At 41.8% G+C, this 18,146-nt stretch carries 19 protein-coding genes; 14 read left to right on the top strand and 5 right to left on the bottom strand.

Going from position 1 to position 18,146, the window contains the following annotated elements:
• Window positions 1-59 precede the first annotated feature (59 nt).
• The 11 genes from opp3b (at window position 60) to pepF (ending at window position 12,813) form a co-directional block, all read left to right on the top strand.
• Window positions 60-989, top strand: a complete 930-nt coding sequence (gene opp3b / locus V8G47_RS02640) for an oligopeptide ABC transporter permease (protein ID WP_336198761.1) — start codon at window positions 60-62, stop codon at window positions 987-989.
• Window positions 989-2,014 (top strand): oligopeptide ABC transporter permease, encoded by a 1,026-nt coding sequence (gene opp3C, locus V8G47_RS02635; protein WP_336198760.1) that lies wholly within the window; start codon window positions 989-991, stop codon window positions 2,012-2,014. The genes opp3b and opp3C overlap by 1 nt, the downstream gene beginning before the upstream one ends.
• 18 nt (window positions 2,015-2,032) lie before the next feature.
• Window positions 2,033-3,103, top strand: a complete 1,071-nt coding sequence (locus V8G47_RS02630; RefSeq protein ID WP_336198759.1) for an ABC transporter ATP-binding protein — start codon at window positions 2,033-2,035, stop codon at window positions 3,101-3,103.
• Window positions 3,103-4,038: an ABC transporter ATP-binding protein gene (locus V8G47_RS02625; RefSeq protein WP_336198758.1), complete on the top strand. Its 936-nt coding sequence runs from the start codon at window positions 3,103-3,105 to the stop codon at window positions 4,036-4,038. Before V8G47_RS02630 ends, V8G47_RS02625 begins: the two co-directional genes overlap by 1 nt.
• A 220-nt stretch (window positions 4,039-4,258) precedes the next feature.
• On the top strand, window positions 4,259-5,452 hold the full coding sequence (locus tag V8G47_RS02620) for a putative glycoside hydrolase (protein WP_336198757.1): 1,194 nt from the start codon (window positions 4,259-4,261) through the stop codon (window positions 5,450-5,452).
• A 294-nt stretch (window positions 5,453-5,746) separates the two neighbouring features.
• Window positions 5,747-6,319 carry a GNAT family N-acetyltransferase gene (locus V8G47_RS02615; protein ID WP_336198756.1) on the top strand — a complete coding sequence of 191 codons (573 nt, stop codon included), beginning with the start codon at window positions 5,747-5,749 and terminating at the stop codon, window positions 6,317-6,319.
• A 297-nt stretch (window positions 6,320-6,616) separates the two neighbouring features.
• Window positions 6,617-7,012 carry a transcriptional regulator SpxA gene (gene spxA, locus V8G47_RS02610; protein ID WP_336198755.1) on the top strand — a complete coding sequence of 132 codons (396 nt, stop codon included), beginning with the start codon at window positions 6,617-6,619 and terminating at the stop codon, window positions 7,010-7,012.
• 334 nt (window positions 7,013-7,346) lie between these two features.
• Window positions 7,347-8,018 (top strand): adaptor protein MecA, encoded by a 672-nt coding sequence (gene mecA / locus V8G47_RS02605; protein ID WP_336198754.1) that lies wholly within the window; start codon window positions 7,347-7,349, stop codon window positions 8,016-8,018.
• A 105-nt stretch (window positions 8,019-8,123) separates the two neighbouring features.
• Window positions 8,124-9,629, top strand: coding sequence for a cardiolipin synthase (cls, locus tag V8G47_RS02600; protein WP_336198753.1), 1,506 nt, complete (start codon window positions 8,124-8,126; stop codon window positions 9,627-9,629).
• Window positions 9,630-9,719: 90 nt separating this feature from the next.
• Complete coding sequence (locus V8G47_RS02595) at window positions 9,720-10,901, top strand: competence protein CoiA (protein WP_336198752.1); 1,182 nt, start codon at window positions 9,720-9,722, stop codon at window positions 10,899-10,901.
• Window positions 10,902-10,989: 88 nt separating this feature from the next.
• Window positions 10,990-12,813 (top strand): oligoendopeptidase F, encoded by a 1,824-nt coding sequence (gene pepF, locus V8G47_RS02590; protein ID WP_336198751.1) that lies wholly within the window; start codon window positions 10,990-10,992, stop codon window positions 12,811-12,813.
• A gap of 93 nt (window positions 12,814-12,906) precedes the next feature.
• On the opposite strand, the gene V8G47_RS02585 is transcribed toward pepF, so the two are convergent.
• The 5 genes from V8G47_RS02585 to V8G47_RS02565 form a co-directional block, all read right to left on the bottom strand.
• Window positions 12,907-13,095 carry a hypothetical protein gene (locus V8G47_RS02585; protein WP_442970786.1) on the bottom strand — a complete coding sequence of 63 codons (189 nt, stop codon included), beginning with the start codon at window positions 13,093-13,095 and terminating at the stop codon, window positions 12,907-12,909.
• 280 nt (window positions 13,096-13,375) lie between these two features.
• Window positions 13,376-14,242 (bottom strand): ClpXP adapter SpxH family protein, encoded by an 867-nt coding sequence (locus V8G47_RS02580; protein WP_336198750.1) that lies wholly within the window; start codon window positions 14,240-14,242, stop codon window positions 13,376-13,378.
• Entirely contained in the window at window positions 14,235-14,636 is a 402-nt protein-coding gene (locus V8G47_RS02575) for a globin domain-containing protein (RefSeq protein WP_336198749.1), read from the bottom strand. The genes V8G47_RS02580 and V8G47_RS02575 overlap by 8 nt, the downstream gene beginning before the upstream one ends.
• 253 nt (window positions 14,637-14,889) lie before the next feature.
• Window positions 14,890-15,531 (bottom strand): lytic transglycosylase domain-containing protein, encoded by a 642-nt coding sequence (locus V8G47_RS02570; protein WP_336198748.1) that lies wholly within the window; start codon window positions 15,529-15,531, stop codon window positions 14,890-14,892.
• Window positions 15,532-15,578: 47 nt separating this feature from the next.
• Window positions 15,579-16,166 (bottom strand): CYTH domain-containing protein, encoded by a 588-nt coding sequence (locus tag V8G47_RS02565; protein WP_336198747.1) that lies wholly within the window; start codon window positions 16,164-16,166, stop codon window positions 15,579-15,581.
• A gap of 128 nt (window positions 16,167-16,294) precedes the next feature.
• Between V8G47_RS02565 and V8G47_RS02560 the strand changes: the two genes are divergently transcribed.
• The 3 genes from V8G47_RS02560 to V8G47_RS02550 are packed head-to-tail and all read left to right on the top strand — an operon-like array spanning window position 16,295 to window position 18,145.
• Window positions 16,295-16,669: a hypothetical protein gene (locus V8G47_RS02560; RefSeq protein ID WP_336198746.1), complete on the top strand. Its 375-nt coding sequence runs from the start codon at window positions 16,295-16,297 to the stop codon at window positions 16,667-16,669.
• A gap of 19 nt (window positions 16,670-16,688) precedes the next feature.
• Window positions 16,689-17,351 (top strand): GTP pyrophosphokinase, encoded by a 663-nt coding sequence (locus tag V8G47_RS02555; protein WP_336198745.1) that lies wholly within the window; start codon window positions 16,689-16,691, stop codon window positions 17,349-17,351.
• Complete coding sequence (locus V8G47_RS02550; protein ID WP_336198744.1) at window positions 17,348-18,145, top strand: NAD kinase; 798 nt, start codon at window positions 17,348-17,350, stop codon at window positions 18,143-18,145. Before V8G47_RS02555 ends, V8G47_RS02550 begins: the two co-directional genes overlap by 4 nt.
• The last annotated feature ends 1 nt before the right edge of the window (window position 18,146 follow it).

Genomic DNA, 18,146 nt, shown 5'->3' with positions numbered 1-18,146 from the left:
TCGAAAATAGCTATAATTAAAAATGTAGAAAAAATAAGATAAAAAAGGGGGGCTAAAGAATGGTCAGATATACAATTCAACGTATCGTCTATATGATCATCACTTTGCTTATCATTGCAACCGCCACTTTCTTTCTGATGAAGCTCCTGCCTGGATCTCCACTGCAAAACACAGAAAGGCTGTCTCCGGAACAACAACAAATCATCCTGGATAAATACGGTCTCAACGACCCGCTGCCAGAGCAATATATCAACTATATGGTTGGACTGGCTAAAGGGGATTTGGGTTTGTCCTTCCAATATGATAATCGCCCGGTTACTCAAATTCTTGGCACTCGTATTGGGCCTTCCTCACTTTTAGGATTTCAAGCCATGGTATTAGGAACGTTTATAGGACTGTTAGTAGGTATAATCGCTGCAATTAAACACAATACTTGGTTAGACTATGGATCTACTTTTATGGCTGTATTGGGAATATCGATTCCGTCCTTTGTATTTGCAGCACTATTACAATATTTTATAGGGGTCAAACTCGAATGGCTTCCTGTAGCACTTTGGGGTGAATATAAGCATACCATTCTTCCTACACTTGCATTAACAGTTGGTGTGGTAGCTACGATTGCCCGTTTTATGAGAACAGAAATGTTAGAGATTCTAAACTCTGATTATATTTTACTCGCAACTGCCAAAGGTATTTCTAAGACAGGTACCATCGTGAAGCACGGAGTCAGAAATGCCATGATTCCAATTGTTACAATTCTTGGACCTATGACAGTAGCAGTTATGACAGGGTCTCTTGTGGTTGAAAGGATTTTTGCTGTTCCTGGACTTGGTGAACAGTTTGTATTATCAATTAACACAAATGACTACACAGTTATCATGGGTATTACCCTATTCTTCAGTGCTTTATTCATTGGTGTTATTTTCTTAGTGGACATTTTATACGGAATCATTGATCCGCGTATTCGCTTAGCTGGAGGGAAGAAATAATGGAAGCAAACAAAAAGATAAAAGAGCAACTCAGTCCAGACCTCTTCCAACCCCAAAAGGCTAGTGGGGACGAGGCAGAAAAAATTTCACGTCCTAGCTTGAATTTCTGGCAGGACTCATGGCTTCGTTTGCGCAAGAATAAGGGTGCACTTTTGGGGATCATCATCACTCTCATCATCGTATTCTTTGCTATTTTTGGACCTGGAATGAACGAATACAAGTTCAGTGATCAAAATATTCGCCATGCAAAGCTGCCTCCGAAAATTGAAGCGCTTTCAGGAATCAGTTGGCTCCCGTTCGACGGTAAAGATGCTGACGGATTTGATGTATATGAATCGAGACAAATCACAGATAATTATTGGTTTGGTACAGATGACCTCGGACGTGACTTGTGGACACGTACATGGAATGGAACTCGCGTCTCTTTATACATTGGGTTACTTGCTGCAGTGATTGATTTCCTTATCGGAATTTCTTATGGAGGAATCTCGGCATACTACGGCGGAAGAGTCGACGACATTATGCAACGTATCATTGAAATTTTAGTGGGGATTCCTAATCTGATTGTTGTCATCCTTTTCATCCTGATATTTGAACCGGGTATTTTCTCGATTACGATGGCGATGGTCATAACCGGTTGGACCGGTATGGCAAGGATTGTCCGCGGACAGGTTCTTCAATTAAAGAATCAGGAATTCGTCCTTGCTTCACGCACTTTAGGGGCAAGTAGTAATCGTTTGATTTTTAAACACCTGCTGCCGAACGTAATGGGACCTGTCATCATTACGACAATGTTCACGGTTCCTGCTGCAATATACACAGAAGCATTCTTAAGCTTTATCGGGTTAGGGATTGCTCCACCTAGGGCGTCTCTTGGGTCATTGGTTAATGATGGATACAGATCTATCCAATCATATCCACATATGATGCTTGTTCCATCAGCTGTCATTTCGTTAGTCATTCTAAGCTTCAACTTAATGGCCGATGGACTGCGTGACGCACTAGATCCGAAAATGCGTAAGTAATGGAAGGGAGATAATATTATGTCAAAAATTTTAGAAGTGAAAGATCTACACGTCTCCTTCAATACGCATGGAGGAGAAGTACAGGCAGTACGCGGTGTGGATTTCCATTTAGATAAAGGTGAAACATTAGCGATCGTAGGGGAGTCGGGTTCAGGTAAGTCCGTAACGACGAAAGCCCTAATGAGATTGATTCCGAATCCGCCGGGATTCATCAAGGGCGGGGAGATCCTGTTTGAAGGCAAAGATTTAGCCAAACTTCCCGAAAAGGATATGCAAAAAATCCGTGGGAAGGATATCTCGATGATCTTCCAGGATCCGATGACTTCTTTGAATCCAACGATGACAATCGGGAAACAGATCATGGAACCACTGGTGAAACACCAGAATATGAGCAAAAATGACGCTAAAAAACGCGCTGTTGAATTACTGAAGCTGGTAGGTCTTCCGAGCCCTGAAACCCGCTTTAAACAATACCCGCATCAGTTCTCTGGTGGGCAGCGTCAGCGTGTCGTCATCGCCATCGCTCTTGCGTGTAATCCAAAGATATTGATTGCCGATGAACCGACAACGGCACTGGACGTTACGATTCAGGCACAGATCCTTGAGCTGATGAAGGATCTTCAAAATAAAATTGAAACATCCATTATTTTCATCACCCATGATCTTGGAGTGGTGGCGAACGTTGCGGATCGTGTAGCGGTCATGTATGGTGGTCAGATCGTAGAAACGGGAACGGTAGATGAGATTTTCTACGACCCTCGTCACCCGTATACGTGGGGATTGATCGGTTCGATGCCGACAACCGACACAGAAGGTGAGCAGGAGCTTGTAGCGATTCCTGGTACTCCTCCGGATCTATTGAATCCACCTAAAGGAGATGCATTCGCTCTCCGGAGTGAATATGCATTGAAAGTGGATTTTGAACAGGAACCGCCATATTATCAAGTATCAGACACTCACTACGTTAAATCATGGTTATTACATCCGAGTGCTCCACAGGTAGAGCCTCCAGAAGCAGTGAAAGTTAGGCAAAGACTGATGCCTTCAAATTATAGAGAGCCGGTACTTGTTGAGGGGGTTCGTTCATAATGGCAGAAAAATTACTTGAAATTAAGAATTTAAAGCAGTACTTCAATCCGGGAAAACCGAATATGGTTAAAGCGGTAGATGATATCAGCTTTGATATTTACAAAGGGGAAACCCTTGGACTTGTTGGAGAATCCGGTTGTGGGAAATCAACGACAGGACGTACGATCATTCGTCTTTATGATGCAACAGACGGTCAGGTTCTTTTTAACGGTGAAGATGTTCACGGGAAGAAGTCACGCTCTCAATTAAAAAAATTCAATCGTAAAATGCAAATGATCTTCCAGGATCCTTATGCGAGTCTGAATCCCCGTATGAAGGTAGCCGACATCATTGCTGAAGGTATCGATATTCATGGATTGGCTACTTCTAAGGAAGAACGCCTGAAGAAAGTCCATGAGCTCCTTGAGACTGTAGGATTGAATAAAGAACATGCCGGCCGTTATCCACATGAATTCTCTGGTGGACAACGTCAGCGTATCGGGATTGCCCGTGCACTTGCAGTAGATCCTGATTTCATCATTGCAGATGAGCCGATCTCTGCCTTGGACGTTTCGATTCAGGCTCAGGTCGTCAATCTGATGCAGGAACTTCAAAAGGAAAAAGGGTTAACTTATCTTTTCATTGCCCATGACCTTTCCATGGTGAAGTATATCAGTGACCGGATTGGTGTTATGTATTATGGTAAGCTTGTAGAGTTGACAACAAGTGACGCCCTGTACAAAAATCCGCTTCATCCTTATACTCAATCGCTCCTATCTGCGATTCCGTTGCCGGATCCCGAGTATGAGCGCACCCGGAGAAGAAAAGAGTATAATCCTTCTGTTCATAACTATACAGAGGATGACCATCTTGAAATGCGTGAAGTGGTACCAGGACATTTCGTTTACTGCTCCGAGAAAGAATTTGCGCAATATCAAGCATCATACAAAAGCTAAGAGGATGACAAAAGCTCCCTTCGATGAGGGGAGCTTTTTCCGTTGATAAAGTCTAATTTTAAAGATCATTCATACTATATATTGAAGAATATTCATTTCCTTGGAAATTTCGACAGACTAGGTGGATTAACCCTTTTCTTTCAAGTTATTTCCTTGTTAGAATAGTATAAGGAGTTACATAATTTACTAGATAGCATACTTAATAGAGGAGAGGTTCATTTTGAAATGGAGTAAGGTAGCGACATCTTTATGTGTAGCCACAATGTGCGTCTTGCCCTTCCAGTCGGCAAGTGCCGCTGAAGATGGTCCGGTAAAGCATGAGAAGAGAACGTTTTCGATGAGTAAAAAAGAGATGACCAGCCCAGCGCCACGATTTGTCTATGATTCCGGTCTCAGCTTCGAGTATCCGGATGCGGTGAGAGGGGTATATGTCACGGCACATTCAGCTGGCGGAGCCCGTTTTGATTCTCTTACAAAATTAATGGATAATACAGATCTTAATGCCATGGTCATTGATATTAAAGATGACGTAGGGAATGTAACATATGAGCCGGAAGAGTCTTCCCCGTATGCCAAGGTGGGTCAGCCGTATATCAAAGATCCCAAAGCGATGTTAAAGACATTGGAAGAAAAGAAAATCTATCCGATTGCACGTGTCGTTGTCTTCAAGGATACGGTTCTTGCGAATCAGCGGCCGGACCTTTCGTTTAAGGACGGGGATAAGGTCTGGTCAAATGGAGGAGGGGACTCATTCGTCAACCCATTCCTCAAAGAAGTGTGGGATTATAACGTAGGCATCGCCATTGAAGCAGCAAAAATGGGCTTTCAGGAAATCCAGTTCGATTACGTCCGGTTCCCTGAAGGATTCGAGAAGCGTGATGATGAGCTCACCTATAACGGAGGGGAATATGCCAAAGAAGACAGTGATAATGTACAAAAACGTGTACATGCCGTCACTGATTTTGTGGAATATGCCCATAAGAAGCTCGAACCTTATGGCGTGAAAGTATCCGTTGATATCTTCGGTTATACGGCAACCCTTCCAGAGGCACCTGGTATCGGTCAGAATTTCTCGAAGATATCTGAAAATGTGGATGTCATTTCATCCATGATCTATCCTAGTCATTGGACACCTTACTTCGGAATTGCAAAACCGGATCTACAGCCGTACGAACTTGTGACGGAATACTCGAAGGTGGAGAAAGCTAAAATAGCAAAACTGAAAAATAAGCCGATCTCAAGACCGTGGCTTCAGGATTTCACCGCTTCCTGGCTTGGCAGTGGAAACTATAAACCTTACGGAAAAGCAGAAGTAGAGGCGCAGATCAAAGCGTTAAATGATCAAGGAATCAATGAATTCCTTCTGTGGGATGCAGGTAATTCCTATACGGAAGGCGTAGACTACACTCCATAATAGAAGAGACTGACCTCTGGAACGTGCAGGTCAGTCTTTTTTCTTTTAAGAGAAGCCGGGACCGAAGCATTGCTTCTCATTTGAAAAAGCGTTGAAATATTGTTATCATTAAAGTATTGGTAAGATTAACCGCTTTCAACCACATCTTCCTCTTCATGGGCATTACAGCCTGTGATTCCGTACGATTATCCCACGGATAAGACTAACATCTAACATAAACTTATTTTTTCTGAGAATGATAATGGTATCACGTTAGTCAAAGGCACTTAAAAATTCAATCGAAGGAGTAGATCCATGCACTGGTATGAAAAATTAAATCAATATTTCCCTGTAGAGGAAATGAAATCAAAGGAACATCTTGAATCACTTTTAAAAGAAAGAAGCGACATCTATCACAAAGATGAAGGGCCACACCATGTACTTATGTACGCCGAACTTGAAGATTTTATCTTTATTGATTATCTTTTCGTCTCAAAGGATGCCCGTGGACAAGGCCTGGGCCATAAATTACTTGATCAGTTGAAAGAAAAGAAGAAAGCCATCATTTTGGAAGTCGAGCCAGTGGACTATGATGACACTGACACTGAGAAGCGCTTGAAATTCTACAAACGTGAAGGTTTCGAACACGCCGTCAGCATCGGATATGCCCGCCGTTCACTTGCCACAAACGAAATTAATGAAATGGAAATCCTATACTGGGCACCAGAGGATGAATCCGAAGATCTTATCTTCGAATCCATGAAAAAAACATATGAGCTCATTCATACGTACAATGACCAAAAATTTTATGGTGCTTCTTATCAACCCGTAGATGAAGTGTTGAAGAAAGACGAAGAACGCGATGGGGATGTATTGAAAGATCTTTAAGCCGAGGAAAACCTTATTGCCTATTCGCAATAAGGTTTTCTAAATGAAAAAATGGAAATATACAATATCATGTTTAGGCTAAGAGTGTACCGGGTAAACCCTTAATAGAAACAGAATATATAGCTATGTTAAACCTCTGTACAGGAAATTTGACAAATTAGTTAAAACTATGTTCATGGGACTATAATTCATGTATAATACATAATAGAGATTTCTTATTTAAACTAATTTTAATTAACGGCGTTTAAATGAAATACTCTATATTATAAAAATTCCTAAAGGGAGTGTGAATGATTCGTGGTTACATTATTCACTTCACCTAGTTGTACATCTTGTCGCAAGGCAAAAGCTTGGTTAGAAGAGCATGAGATTCAATATACCGAACGCAACGTTTTTTCTGAACCATTAAGCATTGATGAAATCAAAGAAATCCTTCGCATGACTGAGGATGGAACAGATGAAATCATTTCAACCCGTTCTAAAACATTCCAGAAGCTTAATGTAGACCTGGAAACTTTACCCCTTCAAGAGCTGTTCGAATTGATCCAAAAGAATCCAGGACTGCTGAGACGCCCGATCATCCTTGATGAAAAGCGCCTTCAGGTTGGATACAATGAAGATGAGATCAGACGTTTCCTTCCAAGAAAGGTTCGGACATTCCAGCTTCTTGAAGCTCAAAGAATGGTAAACTAAAGTATCCTTTTCGAAGTATGGGAATATATAAGTAAAAGGGGCTGACCCTTTAAGGAACGTTGCGTCTCCTTTCGGGTCAGTCTCTTTATATTAGAATAAGTTTTATCACTTGAATTTTCTGCAAATATCCGCTAAAATGTCAAAAACGCCTAGAGGGATTTGTGAGAAAAAAATGGGTGTTAGTTTAATTCCATTTTCTGAGGTTTTATCATAAAATAGAAGTACAAGGTACAAACTAATCTAAATGTATCTTCAATCTTCACCAGCAATAGAGCGCTATGCTCAGAGGGTGTAGTCCCTTCACTAACATCATGCAAGAAGGGAGAGGTGTTAATTGGAAATCGAACGCATTAACGAAAATACAGTCAAGTTCTATATTTCTTATGGAGATATAGAAGATCGCGGATTTGACCGTGAAGAAATCTGGTATAATCGCGAACGGAGTGAAGAACTCTTCTGGGAAATGATGGATGAAGTTCATCAGGAAGAAGATTTCGGAATTGAAGGACCGCTTTGGATTCAAGTTCAGGCGTTAGATAAAGGGCTTGAAGTACTGGTTACAAGAGCTCAGGTTTCTAAGGATGGCCAGCGATTCGAGCTTCCTATTCCAGAGGATAAGCTCAAGGAACTTCCTGTCGATGAGCGCATAGAGGAACTATTGGATCAGCATTTCCAAATCAAGCAGGATCAGGATGGGGAAGCTGAAGTAGTTTTGGACTTCACGTTGAAATTCAATGATTTCGAAGATGCGATTTCTCTATCCCATCGATTGAAAGACATACCTATGGAACATTTAGAAACAAAGCTGCTTGCATTCGAAGATAAATATTTTATTTATGTTAAATTTTCTGAAGAACACTTTTCAGAAGAAGATATCGATAATACGTTAAGTATACTGCTTGAATATGCCGATGAATCACGAATGACCGTTCATCGCCTTGAAGAGTATGGCAAAGTGGTCATCTCTGACCATGTCTTTGAGACGTTAAGTGAACACTTTTCGTAAGGATCAATACCGGTTTCATATAGAAATCGGTATTTTTTATATCCACTCTCTGTATAAGGGTTATCAATTTTTGAAACATTAAGCCGGTGGAAGGTGTTACTACATATGAAGAATACAGTAAGGGTCCTCTTATTTTGTGCTGTCCTTGTATTAAGTTATATTTTTTATTTTGATCAGTATCTTTCGGGCATGGTGAAGTATTTCAGTATTGTCTTCACGTTCTCTGTCGTTGTCATTGGGTTTCTTATTTTCTTTGAAAATCGTCATCCGGCGCAAACCCTGACATGGCTAGTCGTTTTGGGGGCATTCCCGTTTTTGGGCTTCATTTTTTACTTGTTATTTGGACGGAATTACAGAAAAGAGAAAATGTATAAGGAAAAGTACATATTGGATCAGGAAACTTATAATAAATTCGAGCCCGGCCCAAAAGAAATAAACGCAGATATGTTTGGGTTATTTCAAGAGAAGCATTTTCAGCTTGCGCAAAGAATCGGGAACAGTGCCATATCCTTTTCCAGTGAAACAAAACTGCTGACCAATGGTAACGAAACGTTCGGTGAGATCCTAAAATGGTTAAAGACCGCAAAGCATCATATTCATATGGAGTATTATATTGTGCGTCATGACGAAATCGGAAATCAGATTAAGGACATTTTAATTGAGCGGGCCAATAATGGAGTCAAAATACGCTTCCTCTACGATGCAGTCGGTGCCTGGCAATTATCAAAGGACTATATAAATGATCTTAAAGATGCGGGTGTAGAAGTAGTCGCGTTCGGCCCTGTCAAAATCCCTGTGCTGAATAATAAATTCAACTTTCGTAATCACCGTAAAATCATTGTCATCGATGGGAGTATAGGATTTGTGGGAGGACTTAATATTGGTGATGAATATTTAGGTAAGAATCCTCACTTCGGTTTCTGGAGGGACACTCATCTGTTTGTAAGGGGAGAAGCGGTTCGGACCTTGCAGTTGATCTTCCTGCAGGATTGGTATTATATGACGAACGATGACTTCCTCACACCTGGATATTTAAGTCCTGACCCTCTTGAAAATGCGAACGACGGCGGTGTTCAAATGATTGCGGGGGGACCCGACAACGAATTGAGCGTTTTGAAGAACATATTCTTCTCGATGATCACTTCGGCGAAAAAGAGTGTGTGGGTGGCATCCCCTTATTTCGTTCCGGATGAAGATATTTTCTCAGCTCTGAAGATTGCCGCTTTAAGTGGGGTGGATGTGAGACTCCTGGTTCCCCATAAACCGGATAAAAGGATTGTATTCCATGCCTCCCGCTCTTATTTCCCTGATCTCCTGGAAGCTGGAGCCCGAATATTTGAGTATCAAAAAGGGTTCATGCATAGTAAAATCGTGATCGTAGATGAAGAAATGGCATCAATCGGAACATCGAATATGGATATGAGAAGTTTTCACTTGAATTTTGAAGTGAATGCATTTTTGTATAAAACAGAAAGCACTTCCTCCATTGTGAAAGAATATTTACATGATCTGGAGGAATCGGAAGAATTACAGCTGGAAGAATTTCAGAAGCGACATCTTGGATACAGGATCTTGGAATCCACTTCCCGACTGATGTCTCCATTGTTATAAAGTGAAGCCCTCAAGTGTTTTTTGCTTGAGGGCTTTGTTTATGCAGGATTTTCACTATTTATGTCGAATGGTAACAGAAGGAGGTGTTCTATGTTAACAGCATTATTAAACCAGCAAGTATTTACCACCATCCATTATTCCAGGGAGGAATTGAGAGGGTTAAGAAGGAGAGGTGCTTCATTCCTCTGTCCCTATTGTTCTTCACTGTTGACCATGAAAATCGGTAGCCGCAACATCCCCCATTTTGCCCATATGTCCCAAGCTGATTGTGAGTTGACGAGGGGTGAGACTCCACAACATCTCTTAAGTAAGCAGCTATTATATGACAGGGTCAGCTCCCTCCATACAAGGGTGAGTCTCGAGCATTACATTAGAGAGCTTAAACAGGTCGCAGATATTTATGTGAAAACAGATACGGAAGAGATTGCCATCGAGATTCAGTGTTCAACCATACCGATTTCTGAAATAGCGCGACGCACATATGGTTATCACCGACAGAGGATCACCCCCTTTTGGATCCTGACCCAGCCCCTTAAGTCCAAGAAGCTCCTGAGTCTAACGACCTTCCAACAAGCATTTATCCGATACTCTCCACACTTGGATTATTTTCTCCTTCAGTTTCTCCCGGATAGAAGCATCTTTCAACTATATTCCCATCTCCTTCCTGTTTCCGGCACGGCATTTATGAGTGCAGCACCCATCATCATCCCAGTTTCCGAATTCACACTTCCTCTTTCCATTCCGGATGTTTCCGATCTTCATCCCTACTTTTTATCTAATTGGTACGATTATAGAGCGAAATGGATATACAACAAAATTCAATATCATAATGCGAGAACAGATGTGTTCTTAAGGGAAGTGTACGGGGAAGGGGATACGTTTTTGTATTTGCCCCTGTATATTGGCATTCCTGTCATTCCCCATGGCATTCATATCAGAAATCACGAAGTGGAATGGCAATATTATGTATGGAAAGATTGTTTGAAAGAGAATCGATTCATTTCAGAGGAAAGGGTGTGCAGGGTGCTAAGTAGAAGGATTACAAAAGGCCATATCGAGCTTCGTTCCCTTCCGCTTCTAAAAAGCGATGAAGTGATCAAGAAAATCGCAAGCGGGTATTTAAGAATACTTGAAGAGGTGCAAGTTCTCAGAAAAATAAATGGTACTTATCGACTTACTGAACCTTGGAGGTGCCCGGATCATTTTTCAGCCTTTGAACAGCATAAACATGATTTTTTTCCTAAATGGAAGCATATATTAAAAAAGCTGTAAGAAAGAATGTATTGTTGCAGGAAATTGGTAGATGAGAGAGAATGTAACTATAAGGAATTTTCTGTAGATTTCAGAATGGAGGATGTATATGTCAAAAGATACAGCTACTAAAAGTCTGCCTGGAAGAAAAGAGGTAGATGAAACGTTAACGTGGAGATTGGAAGATATCTTTGAAAGTGATGATGCGTGGGAGAAAGAATATAAAGAAATCCAAGGAATGACAAAGAGAGCAGACGAGTTTAAGGGAACGCTGGGTGATAGTGCAGACCAGCTTTATAAAGCATTTGCCTTCCAGGATGAAATAATGGAACGTATGGGGAAGGTGTATACATATTCTCATATGCGCTATGACCAGGATACGACCAATTCCTATTATCAGGGTCTTGATGACCGTGCCAAAAGTCTTTATACCCAGTTAGGGAGTAAGTTTGCTTATTTGGTGCCGGAAGTTCTATCGATTGATGAAAAGAAGCTGAATGGTTTCCTTGAGGAGAAGGATGAACTGAAGAAGTATAAGCACGCTTTAGAGGAAATCAACCTTCAGCGTCCCCATGTCCTCTCCGCGGAAGAAGAAGCGCTCTTGGCCCAGGCGTCTGAAGTGTTCAGTGCTGCAAGTAATACATTCGGCATGCTGAATAACGCAGACCTTGAGTTTCCGAGCATCAAAGATGAAAATGGGGAAGAAGTGGATATCACACACGGTCGTTTTATCCGATTCCTGGAGAGCAGCGATCGCCGTGTCCGGGAAGAAGCCTTTAAAAAGGTGTATGAGACGTACGGAAAATTTGAAAATACATTCGCCTCGACTTTAAGTGGAGCGGTAAAGAAAGATAATTTCGTCGCCAACGTCAGACATTACGATTCTGCGAGACATGCGGCATTATCAAATAACAATATTCCTGAAGAAGTGTATGATAACCTTGTCGATACGGTGAATAAAAACCTTCATCTGCTTCAGCGTTATGTGAAGCTTCGTAAGAAAGTGCTGGGTCTGGATGAGGTTCATATGTATGACTTGTATACCCCACTCGTGAAGGAAGTCAAAATGGACTTAAGCTATGACGAAGCACAGAGCATGATCCTCGATGGATTAAAGCCACTCGGGGAGGAATATGCCAATGTGCTGAAAGAAGGCTTTGAGAATCGCTGGGTGGACGTCGTCGAAAATAAAGGAAAGAGAAGCGGTGCTTACTCATCCGGGGCATACGGTACCAATCCTTATATCCTGATGAATTGGCAGGATAATGTAAACAATCTATTCACACTGGCCCATGAATTCGGTCACAGTGTCCATAGTTACTATACGCGCAGTTCCCAACCATACACGTACGGTCATTATTCCATCTTTGTGGCAGAAGTCGCTTCTACTTGCAATGAAGCATTATTAAATGATTACCTGTTGAATACGATCGACGATGAGAAGAAAAGGCTGTACCTGTTGAATCATTATCTTGAAGGTTTCAGGGGGACTGTTTTCCGTCAGACGATGTTTGCTGAATTCGAGCATCTTATCCATAAGAAAGCCCAGGAAGGAGAGGCCCTTACTTCTGAGTTCCTCACCAAACAGTATTATGAACTGAATAAGAAATATTTCGGGGAAGACATTTCGATTGATGAAGAGATTGGATTGGAATGGGCTCGTATTCCACATTTCTATTACAATTATTATGTATATCAATATGCTACAGGCTTCTCTGCAGCAACGGCCCTTAGTCAACAAATCCTGGAAGAAGGGGAGCCTGCAGTGGAACGCTACATCGATTTCCTTAAAGCCGGAAGCTCCGATTACCCGATTGAAGTATTGAAGAAAGCAGGCGTGGATGTGACAACATCCAAACCGGTGGAAGATGCTTGTAAAGTCTTTGAAGAAAAGCTGAATGAAATGGAAGAATTGCTTGAAAAATTGCAATAAATAGACGTAACTACGGAACGAAACACCCCTCCTGAAGGGTTATCTTCAGGAGGGGTGTTATTTTTATGGAACCTGATTATATAGGTCCGTCCCTCATTTCATCGATTTGAATCCCCTGAAGCGGTTACGGTTTCCCAGTGAGTGGAAAAATAGGAGAAGTGAGAGAAAGAGGATGGGTGATGTGATATAAATCGGTACCAGGTGCATAAGGCCAAGGATATTTATGAAGAAACTGATCACGATCAGTAGAATGAGGATTCCGTATTTCATTTTTGCGAGCATAGCCATTCCCTCCGAACGTTGTCTTATAACCATGTATATGAAGGGGAAATGGGGAACATGAATCGATTTTGACAATATTGTGAAATACCATACAAACAACTTGCCAATACAAGTGGATACGTGATATATTATCAGTGTGAAGTTGATCACAAGCAAACATATACCCCTTTGTTTGACCGTGAAAAATTTCTCCCATCCCCTTTGTTCGTATTGAAAAACCGATGTTGGAAACAACATCGGCTTTTCTTGTTTATAAGGCTATTTAATTATATTAAAATAATTATTGACTGATATATTTCCAAAAGGTTCCGTGCTTTGCAGGGAGCTTTTTCACTTTTTGCTGAAGCGTCCATTTCTTCATTTGTTTCTCTACTTCTTCAACCGATAGATCGTACACAACAGCTATTTCCTTCGATGCGACAACCCGATAATACTTCATGAATACATCCAGTGGAGGCAACGGCTGTTTTTCCGGCTTTGTTGCAAGCATTTCTTCAATGATGTGTACGTATACCTCATAGGAATACAATCCTGTAATCTTTAACCCCTCATCTTCAATATTCTCATTGAAGAAGACAAGCGTCGGTATTTCCTCAACTTCCATTTCAGACGTGATCTTGACATCACATTGAAAAGCTTTGGATGCGGAAGAAGAGTTGATATCGTTCATGAATTCTGTGAGATCAAGCTTGGCTGCCTGTGCGCATTCCTTCAGTACCTCGATATTGGAGATGTCTTGTTTCTGAAGGAATAATCGTTCTTGTAAAAAACGTAAAAAGCGGATCCCCGAGTGCTTTCCTTGAAGTTCTGCCGCTTTAATGGCGAATGAAGCGAGATAGGGTGAATCAATCGGATTCTCGATCCACAGGCTCCCGTCACATGACATGCCGGAGCGACTCGCTGTTTTATCCCATTGCTGTGCCAGATCTTCCTTCTTCCGTTTCGTCGCCAGGTTTAAGGAGGCGAGCTGTCCACTTAAAATATAGCGGATCCGGAAGTATTGTCCATACTCAATGTGCAATTTCTTTAAGATTGGTTCAAGCGCCCAGCATTCCGGGCAAAGAGGGTCAACAAACATATATATTTCCAAAGGTTTCTTGTCACGCCCACACCCTTTAAGATGATGCCAGCTATTTGTTCTAGTCAATGGAAGAACCCTTAGGTGTTTCGGTATTCACCATATGATGGGCGGTTAATACGAGTCTGTGAAAAAAGTCATCCCTTACAGGACCCTCTAGGTTGACCTCATCCATTGCGTCATGCATACAACTTAACCAAGCCTTAGCCCGTGACTCTGTGATGGGAAAGGGGAGGTGCCTTGCACGCAGCATGGGGTGTCCGTGTTCTTCTGTATAAAGAGCCGGTCCACCTAAATATTGAGTTAGGAATTGTTTCTGTTTGCGAGCTGTCTCGGTTAAATCATCCGGAAAGATCGGTGTTAACTCAGGATGATTGGATACTCTATTATAAAAGGCTTCAACGAGCATGGAGAGTTTCTTTTCGCCGATAAGATTATAAGGCATTTGTGGTTTCTCGACCATAAGAATGACTCCTTTTTACTTAGATTGTATGTTTATTCTAGCAAGCATTCTTTCATATCTCAAACAAATCGCCTTACATCAACTGATTATTCCTAAATTAGTGTAGCCTGCTTTTGTCACTCTATTCCCAATTCCCATGAAATAGTGGGAATGATGGCTGAGGAGTCAAAGAGGGTCGATTGGACCATTTGTGTCATCAAAAAAAAGCGGGCCTTGTAATGAGCGGCCTGCTTTTTGAATGATGACGGGATCGTTAGGCAAAATAGCGATCCGTCACTTTTTTCACATAGGAGGTGGTTTCTTTGAACGGTGGGATACCGTTGTATTTATCAACGTTTCCGGGACCTGCATTGTAGGCAGCCAGTGCAAGGTGGATGTCCCCATTGTACTTATCGAGCATTTGTTTTAAATATTTTGTACCGGCAAATACATTCTCTTCCGGGTCGAATAGATTGTTGACCCCAAGCCCTCGTGCGGTGCTCGGCATGAGCTGCATCAATCCCGTGGCCCCTGCAGGACTGACGGCATCCGGATTGAAATTGGACTCCTGTTTAATGACGGCTTGAATCAACTTTTTTGGAAGGGCATATTGATCCGCTGCACGGCTGATGATTTCATCGATTTCCTGAGGGGCGCGCCCGTTCGACCTGTTAACATCCGAAAGGGATTGGAGGTTCAGTGGAACTGTTACGGAGGATTGGGTCAGAAGGCCTCCCCCCACGGCTCCAAGTGTTTGATTCAAATCTATATTTTGTTGGCTTGGTTGCAGGGCTTGAGCTAATAATTGTTGGAACAAATCATTCGATTGACCAGTTGTATCCTGGATAGAAGATACGGACCCGAGAGTATTCAAGGCTTGAAGCTCCATCATCGTTCTCAACTGTTGAACATTCATATATTTGACTCCTCTTTAATAAAACGCTTATTCCTATTCTATATCGGTCATGATTGATCCTGTTTTAATTTCTCCAAGTAAAAACGTTTGATTTTATTATCTGTCTGACGAAGTGGAATCTGATGCTGCTCGAGTAATTCCAAGAATATCGCTTCACCTGATTTACGTTCTTTCACTTCATATTCGAGTTCATAGTCTTCCTTTTGCAGGTAAGTGCTATGGTCGAAAACAAGGAGACCATCCCTATAAGGGATTTCCACCCTGCTGGTTGAGAGGGTCCCGAAGTGTTGCAGGGTTTCAAAAGAGATGGAAAGGGAGTTCAGCACATCTCTGACTTCGCCTTCCGGGAATAGTCCATCTTGTAAAAGGGAATACGATTGGTCTTTAGATAAAGGTTGATGTGTCTCCAGGAGATCTTCTTTCAACGGGGTCTTTAACGTCAATGTATACGTCCCGTCTTTCTCCCGGATCCGGAGGGCAGACTGCTTCTCTTTTAGCTGATAATCCGGAGTATCGAAATAATGATTATCCTGAGAAATGAAATCTTCCTCTTTTATATGAAAATGTGAAGTCAATCGGGTGAATTCTTCTTCCGTAACAAGATTCTTAAATTCAATTTCAATTTCCTGTGCCATCACAAGCATCCTTTCCTTGCATACTTCCTCTATTATCTCTTTAATAAAAGGGAACTTCAATATTTAGATGAAATGGTTTTCTTATGTTAAAATGATACTGATTGTTTAATGGAAGGATGAAGAAAAGCATGAGGAAAATTGTTCAATTTAACCACACAACATATGAAAATGGAACATTGTATTTACATACGGACCAGTCGGAGCTCTTAAAAGGTACAACGGCGGCAGGTCAGATCATTGCAGACTCAGATCGCTATGCTTTCGTATACTTAGCTGAAAATGAAGAGGAATATGTATACTTATATTTGGAAGAGTCAATCTGGCCGGAATTAAAAAAAGCCCTTAATGAAAAAGCGGCAGTCGTGGCAAAAAGTGATAATGATATACTGGAATTAACTCAATTCATAGAAGAGCTTGACTATCTTATAGATAATATAGAAGGAAACGGGAACTACGGTGACGAAATGGTTAAAAAGGTAGAGAACGTATTTCTTGAAAAGTAGGCATTTAGAGGTGAGGGGAATGAATGACTGGGAACAATTTTTGGCTCCCTACAAACAGGCGGTTGATGAATTAAAGATTAAGCTTAAGGGGATGAGGGGAGAATATGAACTTCATAATACTCATTCCCCCATTGAATTCGTGACTGGCAGAGTTAAACCGATTGCGAGTATTCTTAATAAAGCAGATCAAAAGGGAATCAAGTTATCAAACATCGGGACTGAACTGCAGGACATCGCAGGACTAAGAATGATGTGTCAATTTGTAGAGGATATTCATGTGGTGGTGGAAAAGCTCCGCGGGCGCAGGGATTTTACGATTATTGAAGAAAGAGACTATGTGACCCACAAGAAACAAAGCGGATACCGTTCTTATCATGTCGTCATTGACTATCCGGTACAAACGATCCACGGTGAAAAAAACATCCTGGTAGAAATTCAAATCCGTACGCTTTCGATGAATTTCTGGGCTACGATCGAACATTCATTGAATTATAAGTACAGTGGACAAATTCCTGAACAGATCCGTCACCGTCTGCAAAGTGCTGCCGAAGCGGCATTCAGGCTGGATGAGGAAATGAGTTTAATCCGTGAAGAAATCCAGGAAGCCCAGGTCATTTTCACAAACAAAAAGGAAAAAGACCAGCGTGGCCCTGAATCGAAACAGCAGGGGGTAAATGAATGAAGTTCGCTATTACATCAAAAGGTGATTCAAAGTCCAATACACTGATGCATAAAATGAGAACGTATCTCCAGGATTTCAACCTGATCTATGACGATGATCAACCCGATATCGTCATTTCTGTCGGTGGGGACGGCACGCTTCTATATGCTTTTCATCGATATAGATCGAGGCTTGATAAGACGGCCTTTGTGGGTGTTCATACAGGTCACCTCGGCTTTTATGCAGACTGGGTGCCTGAAGAAATTGAGAAACTTGTCATTGCCATCGCCAAGACACCCTATCAGATCATTGAATATCCACTGTTGGAAACGATTATCCGTTATCAGCATGGGGGAAAAGAAACCAGTTATCTTGCATTGAATGAATCAACGGTCAAGAGCGTCGAAGGGACCCTGGTGATGGATGTGGAAATCCGGGGGCAGCATTTTGAACGGTTCAGGGGCGACGGATTGTGCCTGTCCACTCCTTCAGGCAGTACGGCATATAATAAGGCACTGGGAGGGGCGATTATTCACCCGTCCTTACCTGCCATCCAATTCGCTGAAATGGCTTCCATCAATAATCGGGTATTCCGTACCATCGGATCGCCGCTCATTTTACCTGCACATCATACATGCATGCTGAAGCCTGTGAATGGACCGGACTTCCTGGTGACGATCGATCATCTATCCCTCCTTCATAAAGACGTGAAAAGCATTCAATATCGTGTCGCAGATGAGAAAATCCGCTTTGCACGCTTCCGTCCTTTCCCGTTCTGGAAACGGGTGCATGATTCATTTGTAGCGGATGAGTAAA

Origin of the sequence: Rossellomorea sp. LJF3, from assembly GCF_037046045.1 — a bacterium.
In the GTDB taxonomy this organism is placed as follows: domain Bacteria; phylum Bacillota; class Bacilli; order Bacillales; family Bacillaceae_B; genus Rossellomorea.
This window is presented reverse-complemented; position numbering and strand designations above follow the sequence as displayed.

What these genes read in the sequence shown, in the direction of transcription:
- opp3b (WP_336198761.1), top strand. Translation starts at nt 60, where the DNA reads ATGGTCAGATATACAATTCAACGTATCGTCTATATGATCATCACTTTG.
- V8G47_RS02555 (WP_336198745.1), top strand. Translation starts at nt 16,689, where the DNA reads ATGAATGACTGGGAACAATTTTTGGCTCCCTACAAACAGGCGGTTGAT.
- cls (WP_336198753.1), top strand. Translation starts at nt 8,124, where the DNA reads ATGAAGAATACAGTAAGGGTCCTCTTATTTTGTGCTGTCCTTGTATTA.
- V8G47_RS02630 (WP_336198759.1), top strand. Translation starts at nt 2,033, where the DNA reads ATGTCAAAAATTTTAGAAGTGAAAGATCTACACGTCTCCTTCAATACG.
- V8G47_RS02570 (WP_336198748.1), bottom strand. Translation starts at nt 15,531, where the DNA reads ATGAATGTTCAACAGTTGAGAACGATGATGGAGCTTCAAGCCTTGAAT.
- V8G47_RS02560 (WP_336198746.1), top strand. Translation starts at nt 16,295, where the DNA reads ATGAGGAAAATTGTTCAATTTAACCACACAACATATGAAAATGGAACA.
- V8G47_RS02625 (WP_336198758.1), top strand. Translation starts at nt 3,103, where the DNA reads ATGGCAGAAAAATTACTTGAAATTAAGAATTTAAAGCAGTACTTCAAT.
- opp3C (WP_336198760.1), top strand. Translation starts at nt 989, where the DNA reads ATGGAAGCAAACAAAAAGATAAAAGAGCAACTCAGTCCAGACCTCTTC.
- V8G47_RS02550 (WP_336198744.1), top strand. Translation starts at nt 17,348, where the DNA reads ATGAAGTTCGCTATTACATCAAAAGGTGATTCAAAGTCCAATACACTG.
- V8G47_RS02595 (WP_336198752.1), top strand. Translation starts at nt 9,720, where the DNA reads ATGTTAACAGCATTATTAAACCAGCAAGTATTTACCACCATCCATTAT.
- V8G47_RS02615 (WP_336198756.1), top strand. Translation starts at nt 5,747, where the DNA reads ATGCACTGGTATGAAAAATTAAATCAATATTTCCCTGTAGAGGAAATG.
- V8G47_RS02585 (WP_442970786.1), bottom strand. Translation starts at nt 13,095, where the DNA reads ATGCTCGCAAAAATGAAATACGGAATCCTCATTCTACTGATCGTGATC.
- V8G47_RS02575 (WP_336198749.1), bottom strand. Translation starts at nt 14,636, where the DNA reads ATGGTCGAGAAACCACAAATGCCTTATAATCTTATCGGCGAAAAGAAA.
- V8G47_RS02565 (WP_336198747.1), bottom strand. Translation starts at nt 16,166, where the DNA reads ATGGCACAGGAAATTGAAATTGAATTTAAGAATCTTGTTACGGAAGAA.
- pepF (WP_336198751.1), top strand. Translation starts at nt 10,990, where the DNA reads ATGTCAAAAGATACAGCTACTAAAAGTCTGCCTGGAAGAAAAGAGGTA.